The organism is Acidisoma sp. C75 (genome assembly GCF_054665095.1).
This window is the reverse complement of the sequence record NZ_BAAFHD010000001.1, coordinates 53,952-66,823: the sequence shown is the minus strand read 5'-3', so window position 1 is coordinate 66,823 and position 12,872 is coordinate 53,952. Positions and strand designations below refer to the sequence as shown.

Here is a 12,872-nt window from a genome sequence, read left to right as displayed (position 1 = left end):
CATATGCTCATCCGCGCGTAGCTTCGGGCAGCAGCCAGCCTTATGCTTCGATTGGCTTGGCCGGACCTGGGAAGGTGTGAAAGACATGGACTCGACGGACCCGAACGCCTCCGAGGGCACCGGCCGGATCGACGAAGCCTCCCTGAGCCAGGAGCAAGGCCTGCATTCCTGGCTCGTGGGCGCCCTGGCGATCGCGCGCTACCATGGTGTCGATCTCGATCCCTCCACCTTCCGGCTGGACCCTTCCACGCCCGTTCCCTCCCCGGCCGTGCTTGTCGAGTGGCTGCGCGAGCAGGGCATGTGGGCGAAAGCGGTGCGCATCCGCTGGCAGCAGCTCATGCGCATGGATTCGACCGGCCCGGTACTGCTGCTGATGAATGACGGCGGCGCCGTGCTGATGGTGGATAACGACCCGGTCCATAACCTCATCCACGTCAAGGAGCCGACCATTTCCGGCGGCGGCATGACGGTGCAGGTGGACGAATTGCGGCTGTCCCAGGTCTGGGGCGGCGAGGTGGTGCTGATCCGCCCGCAGCGTGGCGAGGAGGAGGAGGAGACGCAGCTTTCCTTCGGCTTCCTGGCGCGGCTGGTGCTGAAGGAGCGCAGCCTGCTCCGCTCCGTCGCCTTCGCCTCCCTCATCATCACCGTGCTCAGCATCGTGCCGATCCTCGTCGTCTTCTCGGCCGTCCAGAGGGTGGTGGAATACGGCAGCGTCAGCACCCTCATTCTCATCAGCATCATCCTGGCAATCGCGATCATTCTCGAGGCGATTCTCGAGCATGCCCGCGGCAACCTGCTGCAGGTGGTCTCCACCCGGGTCGATGCGAAGCTCCAGCTCTTCGTCTTCCGCCGGCTGCTCTCCCTGCCGCTCGACTATTTCGAGCGGACGCAGATGGGCATCGTCGGCCAGGCGATCGGCAAGACCTACCAGCTGCGCGAATTCCTCACCGGGCGCATGCTCAGCACCTTCATCGACGCGACGATGCTGCTGATCATGCTGCCGATCATGTTCTATATGTCGGCCATCCTCTCCTGGACCGTCCTCGGGGCGGCGGCGCTGATGGTGCTCATCATCGCCTGCTTCCTGCCCGCGATGCGGGTGCTGCAAAGCAAGGTGGTCGGCGCCGAATCCCGCAAATTCTCGGTCCTCATCGAGAGCCTGCACGGCATCAAGACGGTGAAGGCGCTGACGCTGGAGCCCGAGCGCTACCGGCAATGGGATGAATACGTCGCCCAGGCCGGCGATCTTCGCCTGCAGGCCGGGCGCCTCGCGCTCTGGCCGCAGACGCTGACCCTGCCGCTGCAGCGCTATTGCCAATACGGCGTCATGATCCTCGGCGCGGCGCTTGCTCTGATGAGCCGGAACCAGGCCGAAATCGGCTCGCTGATGGCCTTCTCGCTCATTTCCATGCGCGTCGCCTCGCCGCTCATCGGCTTCGCCAAGCTCATCCAGGATTTCGAGGAAGTACGCGCGACGCTCGGCGAGGCGCAGGCGGTGCTGAACAACCCGCCGGAAATCCGCGGCGTCGATCGCGGGCTGCGGCCGGCCTTCGCCGGGGCGCTCGAATTCGACGGCGTTTCCTTCACCTATCAGGGTTCGCAGCGGCCAGCGCTGAACGACATTTCCTTCGCCGTGCCGCCCGGCACCATGCTCGGCCTCGTCGGGCGCAGCGGCTCGGGGAAATCGACCGTGACCCGCCTGCTGCAGGGCATCAGCCGCGATTATTCCGGCTTCCTCAAGATCGACGGGGTGGAACTGCGCTCCATCAACCTGCGCCATCTGCGCCGCAACTTCGGCGTGGTGCTGCAGGAGAACTTCCTCTTCCGCGGCTCCATCCGCGACAATATCATCGCTGGCCGCGCCGGGCTCACGATGGAGGATGTGGTGCGGGCCGCGCGGCTCGCCGGCGCCGAGGAATTCATCGAGCGCATGCCGCAGGGCTACGACACCTTCATCGAGGAAGGTTCGCCCAACCTTTCGGGCGGCCAGCGCCAGCGCATCGCCATCGCCCGCGCCCTCATCGTCGATCCGCGCCTGATGATCCTGGACGAGGCGACCTCTGCCCTCGATCCCGAGAGCGAGGCGCTGGTCAATGCCAATCTCCGCCGCATCGGCGCCGGGCGCACGATGGTGATCGTCTCGCACCGTCTCGCCTCCCTGGTCGATTGCGATGCGATTCTCGTGCTCGATCGCGGCAAGGTTCTCGATCTCGGAACCCATGCCGAACTCGTCGAACGCTGCTCGGTCTACCGTCTGCTGTGGCTCCAGCAGAACCGCCACATGACGGACAATCAAGGAAATACGCGCCATGGCTCGCCAGCTCCTGCCCTCGCCCAAGGCGATTGATTCCAAGGGAGACGCGCTGGCGGTTCTGGAGTTCCAGTCCCCCACTGGCGCGCTCATCGCGACCCCCGTGCCGCGTTCGGCACGGAGCGTCAGCTTCTGGATCGGGGTGAGCGTTCTCGCCTGCGTCGTCGCCGCCTCGGTCATCAAGACCGACAAGGTGGTGTCGAGCGGCGGCAAGCTGATCTCGACCCAGCCGACGACGCTCATCCAGCCGATCGACACTTCGATCGTGCGGAGCATCTTCGTCCATGCCGGCCAGATCGTGCACAAGGGCGATCTGCTGGCCGAGCTTGACCCGACCTTCGCCGCCGCCAACCTCAAGGCGGATCAGGAGCAGGTGGATAGCTACAGCGCCCAGATCGACCGGCTTCAGGCGCAGCTCGCCAAGCAGCCTTACGTGCCGAAAGAGGACAACCCCTTCACCGCCCTGCAACTCGAGACCTACAATCAGCTGCAGGCGCAATATGCCTCCGGCGTCGCCAATTACGATCAGCAGATCACCAGCCTCAAGGCGCAGCTGGCCCAGGCGGAATCGAATATCGCGCAATATACCCAGCGGCTCGAACTGGCCGACCGGGTGGAGGCGATGCGGAACCAGCTGCTCAAGATGCAGGTGGGCAGCCGGCTCGAATCCCTCGCCGCGGCCGATAACCGCCTGAGCATGGCGGGCAATCTCGCCGATGCCGAATCCGCCGCCAAGAAGGCGGCGGGCGATATCGCGTCGATCAAGGCGCAGCGCGATACCTATATGCGGCAGTGGTTCGCCAATCTCTCGCAGCAACTGCAACAGGCGCAGAACGCCCTGGCGCCGGTGCAGCAGGCCTATACCAAGGATCAGCGCCTGCATCAGCTCGTCATGCTGCGGGCGCCGACTGATGGGATCGTGCTGACGGTCGGGCGTGTCTCCGTCGGGTCCGTGCTCGCAGCCGGGCAGCAATTCATCAGCCTCACGCCGCTCAACACGCCGCTGCAGGCCGAGGTCGATCTCTCGGGCACCGATTCCGGCTATGTCAATGTCGGCGACCGGGTCGATATCAAGCTCGATACCCTGCCCTACTTCCAATACGGCTTCCTCAAGGGCGAGGTGGAATCGGTCAGCTCGGACAGCTTCGATCCGCTCGAACTGCAGAAGGGCACGGTGAGCGACGTCAGCGGGGCCGCCCCGGCGGGCCTCTTCTACCGCGCGCGCATCAAGATCGTGGATAACCAGCTGCACAATACCCCGGCCGACTTCACCCTCACCCCCGGCATGCCGGTGCAGGCGGATATCAAGGTCGGCAAGCGCACGATCATCGGCTACATGCTCCAGCGGATCATTCCGACGCTGACGACGGGCATGCGCGAACCGAACTGACGCCGGGCACGCGCCCGGTCTGGCGTGGGGCCAGGCGGTTCCACTTGCGCCGCGGCCTTGGCCGGCCCGGGGAGGCCGCCGAGGTCTGACAGAAGGACGACGGCTTTGGTTCTAGGCTGGCTGAATTTGCGGGGCGCCTCCGGGCTCTTGAAGAAGGGCGAGGCCGCGCTCGAAGCCGGGGATGCGGCGGCCGGTTTCAAGCTCGTCGCCCGCGCCGCGCAAGCCAAGCTGCCGGCTGCCGAATATCGCGTCGGCCTCTGCTACTTCCAGGGGCGCGGCGTGCCGCCGAGTTGGAGCGAGGGCCGGCGCTGGCTGGAACTCGCCGCCACCCAGGGCTATGCTCCGGCGCAGACCGCGCTCGCGACCCTTCTCATCTCCGGCCATGGCGAAGATGCGCCGCAAATGCGCAAGATGGGGATTCTGAGCGATCAGATCCCATCGCAGCCCGATTTCATCGCCGCCGAAGGCTGGGCGCGGCGTGCGGCGGAGCAGGGTTCCGTCGAAGGCCAGGCGCTGCTTGGCTATATCCTCACCGCCGGGCCCGAGGCGATCCGCAACCTCGAACAGGCGGAACTCTGGTACCGCCGCGCCGCTGAAGGCGGCAGCCCGCAGGGCAAGCTCGGCCTCGGCCTCTCCATTCTCCGCAAGGCCGGCACGGATACCACGCAGCAGCCAGAGGGCGTGCGCCATATCGTCGCCGCCTCCGATCTCGATCTGCCGATGGCCCAGTATCTCCACGGCGTCATGCTGGAGCATGGGGTGGCACTGCCGGGAGATATCGGCCGCGCGATCGCGCTCTATCAGAAGGCCGCCGCCGCCCAGGTGCGCCCGGCGATGGCCCGCCTCGGCCTCGCCCTGTTGCAGGGGCGCGGCGGCAAGGCCGATCCGCAGACCGGCGAATCCTGGCTGCGGCGCGCGGCCCTCGCCGGGGATATCGAGGCCGCCGCCATGATCGGCGATCTCTATGCCAAGGGTGGCGACCTGCCGCCGAATTTCGCCGAAGCCGCGACCTGGTTCCAGCGTGCCGCCGAAGGCGGGCATACCATGGCAGCCCGCGCGCTCGGCATGCTCTACCTCACCGGCGCCGGGGTCGCGCGGAGCGCCGAGGAAGCGGCGGTCTGGTTCGAACGCGCGGCCTCCGCCGGCAATGCCGAATCCCAGGTGGATCTCGCCAATCTCGTGCTGCAAGGCCAGGTCAGGGACAATGATCCGGACCGCATGCGCTCTTGGTTCGAGCGGGCGGCCGAAACCGGCGATCTCATCGCCGCCTTCAATTTCAGCATCTGCCTCGCCCGCGGCTTCGGGGTGGAGCGCGATCCCGAGCGCGCCGCCTTCTGGATGCACCGCGCGGCGGAAGGCATCGTCAGTGCGCAATACCATTATGGCCGCATGCTCCTCGAAGGGGCGGGCGTCGCGGCCGATCCCGCGGCCGCGCGCGGCTGGTTCGCCCGCGCCGGCGAGGCCGGGATGGGCGACGCGCTGGTGGCGCTCGCCGAGATGATGGTCAACGGCCGCGGCGGCAAGCAGGACCATCAGGAAGCGCTGCGCCTGTTTCAGCAGGCGGCCGATCTCGGCCATGGCGGTGCGATGTTCGGCCTCGGCGCCCTCTATGGCGGCGGCCATGATGTGCCGGTGGATCGCCAGAAGGCGCTGCAGTGGTTCCGCCAGGCGGCGGAACGCGGCCACCCGCAGGCGCAGCTCATGCTCGGCCGCTATCTCCGCCTCGGCCTCGCGAGCCCGCCGGATGCCGAACAGGCGCGCCTCTGGCTGCAGCGCGCGGTGGATCAGGGCATCGGCGATGCGGCGCGCGATCTCGCCGCACTTGAGGCCGAGCTTACGGCGAAGGCGGCTGGCCGCGCGCCTGCCGGCGGCACCGATGGCGGCCCCGCGGCCCCCGGGCCCGGCACGGGCTCCGGCATCGCCGCGGCCAGCCCGGTGCTGGCCCAGGCCAAGCCGCGTGACATGGGCCCGCAGCTTCTCCGCAATTGACCGATGCCGCCCCCGGCGCGGCACGCGCCCAACACTTCAACCGCGCGGCACGCGCCCGACACTTCAACCGCGCGGCTCGCGCCCGACACCGTGATCGCGCGGCACGCGCCTGACACGCCGGTAACACCGCAGGCGCCCGATGCGCCGTCCGACTGGCTGCTCGGCCGGCGCCGGCTGCCCGACCGGCCGGAGCCGCTCAGCCTCGCGATCGACGCCTGGCAGCGTGCCGAGGCCGCCTTCCAGGCGAGCGATTTCGCGGCGGCCGAATTCTGGGCCGAGCGCGCGCTGCGCCTCGGGCCGAACGACACGCAGGTGCGCTTTCTGCTCGGCATGGCGCTGCTGCGCCAGGGCAAACCGCGCTGCTTCGCGATCTTCGAGGCGCTCGCCGCGCGCTCGGACAGCCTGCCGGCGCATCGCGGCCTCATCGCCGCGGCCACCTTCTCGCAGACGGCAGAGACGATCGGCCGCCTGATCGGCAGCCTGCTCTCCCGCTTCGCCGCCCCCGAGGATGCCGATTTCGCCCCGCTCGCCAGCGCAGTCGCCGCCCGGCTCGGCATTCCCGGCTGGTGCGCGGCGGATGATCGCGGCGTGGTCACGGTCATGGCCGAAGGCAAGCCGGACTTCCTGCTCGACGGCCGCCCCGTCAGCCCCCGCGCGCTTGGCGGCGGCCGCTTCCGCCTGCCCCCCGCCTGGGCCACCGCCCGTAGCCTCACCCTGCAGCAGGGTGGCCGCGCGCTGCTCGGCAGCCCGATCGACCTCACCCGGCACCGGCTGGTGGAAGGCTTCGTCGAAGCGGCGGCCGGCGGCAGCCTCAGCGGCTGGGCCTGGAAGCCCGCCAATCCGCAAAGCCCGGTCGCCCTCACGATCGAGAGCGCGGGCGCGGCGCCGCCGCTCCGCCTGCAGGCGCGGGAGCCGACGAGCTTTCCCGATCGTGACGGGCTGACCGTGCCGCGTGGCTTTGCCGTGCCGGCCGAGGCGCTGCGCGGCCATGCCGGCCGCCTCCTGCATGTGCGGGATGCGAGCGGCATGGCGCTGACCGGCAGCCCCCTCTTCGCAGACCCATGGCGCATGGCGGCGGCCAGCCTGCTGCGCGGCGCGGCACCGGCCCAGCCTTCCGGCGCCGGCCCGCGCGGGCGCCGCCGCGCCGCGGCCGTGACCGCCCAGCCTGCGGACATGCCCCTCCCCTCGCCGCCGCCGCTCATCCCGCTCTGGGTGGATGAGACGCGGCCCGAACGCGCTCCCCCGGGCGCTGGCGAACAGAGGGGCGCACAGCCGGCCCGGCCCCGGCCAGGGCGGGCAAGGCCGCGGGTGGCCGTCATCATCCCGGTCTATCGCGGCCTCGCCGTCACCCTTCGCTGTATCGAGCGTGTGCTGGCCGCAGCGCCGCGCGGCATGCGCCTCATCCTGGTGGACGATGCCTCGCCCGAGCCGGAGCTGAGCGCCGCCCTCGCCCGCCTCGCCGCCGCGCAGCGCAGCCGCGTCACCCTCTTGCGCAACCCGCGGAACCTCGGCTTTCCCGGCAGCGTCAACCGCGGCCTCCTGGAAGCGGCAGGGCAGGACGTCGTGCTCCTCAACAGCGATGCGCTCGTCCCCCCCGGCTGGATCGAGCGGCTAGCCGCCGCCGCCTGGAGTGCCGCCGATATCGGCACCGTCGCCCCGCTCTCGAACGAGGCGACGATCCTGAGCTATCCGCATGTGGATGCGGTGCAGCCGCCGCCGGCCGAACCGGTGCTCGACGCGGTGGACCGCATGGCCGCGCGCGCCAATGGCACGGCGCTGGTGGAGATCCCCACCAGCGTCGGCTTCTGCATGTATATCCGCGCCGACTGCCTGGCGGAGACCGGCCTCTTCCGCGAGGATCTCTTCGCCCAAGGCTATGGCGAGGAGAATGATTTCTGCATGCGCGCCCGCCATCTCGGCTGGCGGCACATGGGCATGCCTGGCCTCTTCGTCTCCCATATCGGCGGCCAATCCTTCCGCGCCGCGCGCCAGCACCTGCTGCGGCGCAACCAGGCGCTGCTGGAGCGGCTGCATCCTGGCTACGGCGCCCTCGTCGCCCGCCATATCGCGGCGGACCCGCTGGCCGAGGCGCGGCGGCGGATCGATCTGCTGCGCTGGCGCGCCCGCCCGCGCCCGCCCGGCCCGCGGGCGAGCGTGATCCTCATCACGCATGACGAGGGCGGCGGGGTGGAGCGGCAGGTGCGGGCCCGCGCCGCCGCCCTCGCGCGCCAGGGCATCACCCCGATCCTGCTCAAGCCCGCCGGCGCGGCCGGCTGCCGGGTGGAGCTGGGGCTCAGCCCGGCAGCCGAACGCGGGCGGCCGGGCGGGGAGCAGGCGGCGGGTGAGGCGGTGTGGCGCGCCGATTTCCCCAACCTCGTCTTTCGCCTGCCGGCCGAGATGCCGGCGCTGCTCCGCCTGCTGCGCGCCGAAAAGCCCGGCCATGTCGAACTCCACCACCGGCTTGGCCATGCGCCGAGCGTCCTCGGCATCGCGCCCGCGCTTGGCCTGCCGATGGATATCGTGGTGCATGATTACGCCGCCATCTGCCCCCGCGTGACGCTGGTTTCCACCACCTCCCGCTATTGCGGGGAGCCTGACCTTCCCACCTGCACCGCCTGCATCGCCGATCTCGGCAGCCGGCTGCGGGAGGAGATCGGCGTCGGTCCGCTGCGCGAGCGGAGCCGCGCGGAATTCGCTGCTGCCCGCACGGTGATCTTGCCCTCGGCCGAGGTCGAGGCGCGCTTCCGCCGCTATATCCCGGGCCTCGTCGGGCGGGTCGAGCCGTGGGAGGCGGAGAAACGCCTGGCGCCGCGCCGCCAGCCGCTGGCGCCCCCGGCGCCGGGGCGGCCACGCCGCATCGCCGTGATCGGGGCGATCGGCACCGAGAAGGGCTATGACGTGCTGCTCGATGCCGCGCGCGATGCCGCCCGCCGGGCGCTGCCGCTCGAATTCGTGATCGTCGGCTACACGCATGACGATGTGCGGCTGATCGAGACCGGCAAGGCGCGCGTCACCTATCGTTTCGCCCAGGCCGAGGCGGCAGCCGAGATCGCCGCCCAGCAGGCGGATATCGCCTTCATCCCCTCGATATGGCCGGAAACCTGGTGCTTCGCGCTGAGCGACGCCTGGGCTGCCGGCCTGGCGGCCGCGGTTTTCGATATCGGAACGCCGGCGGAACGGGTGCGCCGCGCCGGCCAGGGCTGGGTCTTGCCGCTCGCCCTCTCGGCCTCCGCGCTCAACGAGGCGCTGCTCTCTTTGGCGTAAAGCGCTGATTCACAGCTGGCGGGATATTGCGGCGCGGCCGGGGCCAGGGCAGAAAAGGCGCCAATCCGCGCCCGCCCCGACAGACGGGATCGCTATTCGTTGCAAGCCCGCGACACGAAGGAAGAGGATGCATGTCTCAGTCCGACCGGCCAGTTCCCGCCCCCAGCTCCGAAAGCCGGGTGCAGGAAATGCGCGCCTCCGCCCATCTGATGAGCCTCGATACGGGCGTCTTCTGCATCGTGAACGCCTCCCCCAAGCCGGCTGACGGCGCGCTCTCCGGCGTGCGGATCTCGACCATCGATCCGGCGGACCGCAACGTCTCCGTCGCCACCTTCCGCCCGGATGGCTGGGTGCCGGGCGGCGGCGATGCCGCCCTCGTGCGCGTGCTGCGCGGCCCAGCGCCGATCCTCATCACCATCTACCAGGTGCCCGGCAGCCCGGAAGGGGCGCCGCAGATCCGCGTGATGCGGCTGACGGAGGCAGGCCCCGGTGGTGAGGAAGCCGCTCCATCGGCGGCCGCCACGCCGGCCGAGGCGCTGGCGCGCATGGCCCTCCTCACCGAAGGGCATGACGTGATCGCCCATGTCGAACGCAAGGGCGATCTCGGCCGCAGCTTCGGCGAATGGATGGGCGAGCCCGGCAGCCAGCGTTCCATCGAAGGCTTCAGCCTCACCGCGCCGGCCGATCTCAAGCCCGCCGATCTCACCTACCAGGCGGTGCTCGGCCGCGGCTGGCTCTCCCCTTGGGTGGAAGCCGGCCAGTTCTGCGGCAGCCGCGGCATGGCGCTGCCCATCCTCGGCCTCCGCGTGAAGCTCAGCGAGGCCGCCGCCCGCCGCTACGATCTCAGCATCGACGCGACCTTCCTCGACGGCACGCGCATCGAAGGCCGGGGGAGTGACGAGGCCTGCGAGGCGCCCTCGCTCGCGCCGCTCGAAGCGATGCAGATCAGCCTGCTGCCGAAAGCCCAAGCCGGCGCCAAGCCGCGGGCCAAGCAGGAAGCGGCCGAGGCCAAGCCCGGCAAGAAGCCGGCCGCCGCCGCCAAGCCGAAAGGCCGCTGAGGCCGCCGAGGCCCAGGCCGGCGCCGCCGCACGGGAGACGGGGCCGGCCGAGCCCCGCCTCCCGCCTTTCCCGATCAGGATCAGCCTCGGTGCGCTTTCTCTTCGTCCACCAGAATTTTCCGGGCCAATACGTCCACATCATCCGCTATCTGACGGAGCGCCAGCACGAGGTCGTCTTCCTCAGCGAGCCGAACGGCAATGCGATGAGCGGCGTGCGGACCATCTCCTACGTCTCGCCCCGCACCTCGCATGATGTGATCCACGAACATGCGCGGGAATTCGAGGTTGCCATCCGCCGCGCCGAATCCGCCGCCCGCGCCGGGCGCCAGCTCAAGGCGCTGGGCTTCGTGCCGGATATGATCATCGGCCATCACGGCTGGGGCGAACTGCTCAACCTGCAGGACGTTTTCCCCGGCGTGCCGACGCTCGGCTATTTCGAGTTCTTCTACCGCATCCACGGCCAGGACGTGTATTTCGACCCCGAGTTTCCGATGCCGGAGGAGCGGCTGCCGATGGTGCGCGCCAAGAACGGCGTCAACCTCCTCGCATTGACGATGACCGACAGTTTCGGCCAGACGCCCACCGCCTGGCAGCTCAGCACCTACCCGGCCTGGGCGCATGAGCGCATCGCGCTGCTGCGCGAGGGGGTGGATCTCACCCTCTGCGCCCCGCCGCCGCCGCGGGCGAGCCGGCGCCTCGCTTTGCCGAACGGCACGGTGATCGGCCCACAGAACAAGCTGCTCACCTTCATCTCGCGCAATCTCGAACCCTATCGCGGCTTTCATATCCTCATGCGCGCCCTGCCCGCCCTGCTCGCCGCCCGGCCGGACCTGCATGTCAGCATCGTGGGGGATAGCAACCCCGGCTACGGCGCGCTGCCCGACGACGGATCGACCTGGAAGGAGACCTTCATGCGCGAGGTGGGAGACCGGATCGACCAAGCGCGGGTGCATTTCCTCGGCCAGGTGCCGTACGAGCTGCATATCGCCCTGCTCCGCCGGTCGGACGCGCATGTCTATCTCACCTACCCCTTCGTCGCCTCCTGGTCCCTGCGGGAGGCGATGGCTACCGGCTGCGCCATCATCGGCAGCGCGACCCCGCCGGTGGAGGAATTCATCACCCATGGCGAGACCGGGCTGCTCACCCCCTTCCTCGATCCCGCCCGCCTGACCGAGAACGTGCTGCGGGTGCTGGAGGAGCCGGATCTCGCCGCGACGATCCGCGCCGGGGCGCGCGCCTATGCCGAGGTGCATCTCGATCGGGAGACCTACCTCGCCGATTATGCGGCGCTGATCGAGCGGCTGAGCGGCCTGCCGGTTACTGCGGCCGCGCCGCCGCCGGCCCCGCCGGTGCAAGCGAAGCCAGCCCCCCGCGCCCGGCGCGCCACAGGCAAAGCATGAGGCGGCTGACCAGCAGCAGCGCCGCCAGGATCAGCCCGCCCATCAGGCCGAACCACACCCCCCGCACGCCGAGATGGCCGGCAAAGGCCAGCAGCCCGCCGAGCGGGATGCCGAGACACCAATAGGCAAGCATGGCGAGCAGCATCGGCGTCTTGGTATCCTCAAGCCCGCGCAGCGCCGCCATCGCCACCACCTGGGTGCCGTCTGCGAACTGAAACAGGCCGGCAAGGCCGAGCAGGCTTGCCCCGAGCTGCACCACCGCCGGATCATGGGTGAAGATGCGCGCGATCGGCTCGGCGAAGCCGAGCATGCAGCCGCCGCTGACGAGCTGCGTGCAGAGCATGACGGCGAGGCCCGCGAAGCTCGCGCGGCGCAGCCCCGGCACATCCCGCGCCCCGCGCGCCCGCCCCACCCGCACGGTGACGGCAAGCGAAAGGCCAAGCGGCACCATGAAGAAGATCGCCGAGGTCATCAGCGCCACCTGGTGGCCGGCAACCGCGACCGGGCCGAAGCGCCCGACCATGAGGGTCGCGACCGAGAACATGCAGACTTCCATGATGAGCGCGCCGGCGATCGGCGCGCCGACGCGAAACAGCCGTCCGAGCACGCGCGGATCGAGCCGAAAGGCGGCGCGGCTCCATCGCACCATGGGGTAGCGGCCGGACAGGCTGATCCAGAGGATATAGCAGAGCGCCTCGGTGCAGAGCACGAAGGAGATGGCGAGGCCGCCGCCGAGCGGCCCGTAGCCGCCGATGCCGCCGAGCCCGCGCATGAGGATGAAGGCGACGGGGATGAGGCAGAGGAGGCCGAAACCGCCGACCAGCATGGTCGGCCGCGTCATCGAAAGCCCTTCCGAGAGGCCGCGGCAGGCAGCGAAGAGGCCGAGCGCCGGAATGGAGAAGGCGGCGCCATGCAGGAAGGCGCGCACCCCCGGCACCACGGCCGGCGGCAGGCCGAGGGCGCCCGCGAAGAGCGGCGCGACGAGGCCGAGGATCGCGCCGATGAGGCTGCCCCAGGCCAGGCCGAGCAGCAGCGCCTGGGCATAGACATGCCCGGCGCCATCTTCCTCCCGCGCGCCGTGCAGCGCGGCGATGGCCGGCTGCACGGACATCATCACCCCGAGCACGGTCATGAAGGCGACGATCCAAAGGCTGGCGCCGAGCGAGACCGCGGCCATCACCCTCGGCCCCATATGGCCGCCGAGCACGGTCAGCACGAAATCCGTGCCGATGCCGAAAAGCTGGCCGAGGATGAGCGGCAAAGCGAGGCGCAGCAGCCTGCCGACCTCGCGGGCGAAAAGCCGGGCACCCGCGGCGCGCATGGAAAGGCGAGACATGGAGCAACCTTGCATCGATCGGCCCGGCGCCGCGCGAGGGATCGCGGCTGGCGGGCGGCGGGCGGCCCGCCGAGGGGAAGCCGTGCAGGACGGGCGAGGAACCGCCCTGCCCGCGCCCCTCGCG

The 12,872-nt window shown here is 70.1% G+C and carries 7 protein-coding genes; 6 read left to right on the top strand and 1 reads right to left on the bottom strand.

Translation table 11 applies throughout. The features are described 5' to 3' along the window. Positions 1-85 precede the first annotated feature (85 nt). From ACYQ7X_RS00265 to ACYQ7X_RS00240, 6 genes are all read left to right on the top strand, one after another. Positions 86-2,347 carry a peptidase domain-containing ABC transporter gene (locus ACYQ7X_RS00265; RefSeq protein WP_459694813.1) on the top strand — a complete coding sequence of 754 codons (2,262 nt, stop codon included), beginning with the start codon at positions 86-88 and terminating at the stop codon, positions 2,345-2,347. Next, on the top strand, positions 2,310-3,701 hold the full coding sequence (locus ACYQ7X_RS00260; RefSeq protein WP_459694812.1) for an HlyD family type I secretion periplasmic adaptor subunit: 1,392 nt from the start codon (positions 2,310-2,312) through the stop codon (positions 3,699-3,701). The genes ACYQ7X_RS00265 and ACYQ7X_RS00260 overlap by 38 nt, the downstream gene beginning before the upstream one ends. A gap of 147 nt (positions 3,702-3,848) precedes the next feature. Further along, on the top strand, positions 3,849-5,690 hold the full coding sequence (locus tag ACYQ7X_RS00255) for a tetratricopeptide repeat protein (protein WP_459694811.1): 1,842 nt from the start codon (positions 3,849-3,851) through the stop codon (positions 5,688-5,690). A gap of 3 nt (positions 5,691-5,693) precedes the next feature. Then, positions 5,694-8,954: a glycosyltransferase gene (locus tag ACYQ7X_RS00250; protein ID WP_459694810.1), complete on the top strand. Its 3,261-nt coding sequence runs from the start codon at positions 5,694-5,696 to the stop codon at positions 8,952-8,954. A gap of 131 nt (positions 8,955-9,085) precedes the next feature. Further along, the gene (locus ACYQ7X_RS00245; RefSeq protein ID WP_459694809.1) at positions 9,086-10,012 is read left to right on the top strand and encodes a hypothetical protein; all 927 of its coding nucleotides are present in this window, start codon (positions 9,086-9,088) and stop codon (positions 10,010-10,012) included. 89 nt (positions 10,013-10,101) lie between these two features. Then, positions 10,102-11,412 (top strand): glycosyltransferase, encoded by a 1,311-nt coding sequence (locus ACYQ7X_RS00240; RefSeq protein ID WP_459694808.1) that lies wholly within the window; start codon positions 10,102-10,104, stop codon positions 11,410-11,412. Here ACYQ7X_RS00240 and ACYQ7X_RS00235 read toward each other — a convergent pair. Beyond that, positions 11,330-12,748 (bottom strand): MATE family efflux transporter, encoded by a 1,419-nt coding sequence (locus ACYQ7X_RS00235; protein WP_459694807.1) that lies wholly within the window; start codon positions 12,746-12,748, stop codon positions 11,330-11,332. The genes ACYQ7X_RS00240 and ACYQ7X_RS00235 overlap by 83 nt on opposite strands. Between the last annotated feature and the right edge of the window lie 124 nt (positions 12,749-12,872).

Bases quoted from the DNA above. Each gene is read 5' to 3' on its own strand.
- ACYQ7X_RS00250 (WP_459694810.1), top strand. From the start codon at position 5,694: ATGCCGCCCCCGGCGCGGCACGCGCCCAACACTTCAACCGCGCGGCAC.
- ACYQ7X_RS00260 (WP_459694812.1), top strand. From the start codon at position 2,310: ATGGCTCGCCAGCTCCTGCCCTCGCCCAAGGCGATTGATTCCAAGGGA.
- ACYQ7X_RS00265 (WP_459694813.1), top strand. From the start codon at position 86: ATGGACTCGACGGACCCGAACGCCTCCGAGGGCACCGGCCGGATCGAC.
- ACYQ7X_RS00245 (WP_459694809.1), top strand. From the start codon at position 9,086: ATGTCTCAGTCCGACCGGCCAGTTCCCGCCCCCAGCTCCGAAAGCCGG.
- ACYQ7X_RS00235 (WP_459694807.1), bottom strand. From the start codon at position 12,748: ATGTCTCGCCTTTCCATGCGCGCCGCGGGTGCCCGGCTTTTCGCCCGC.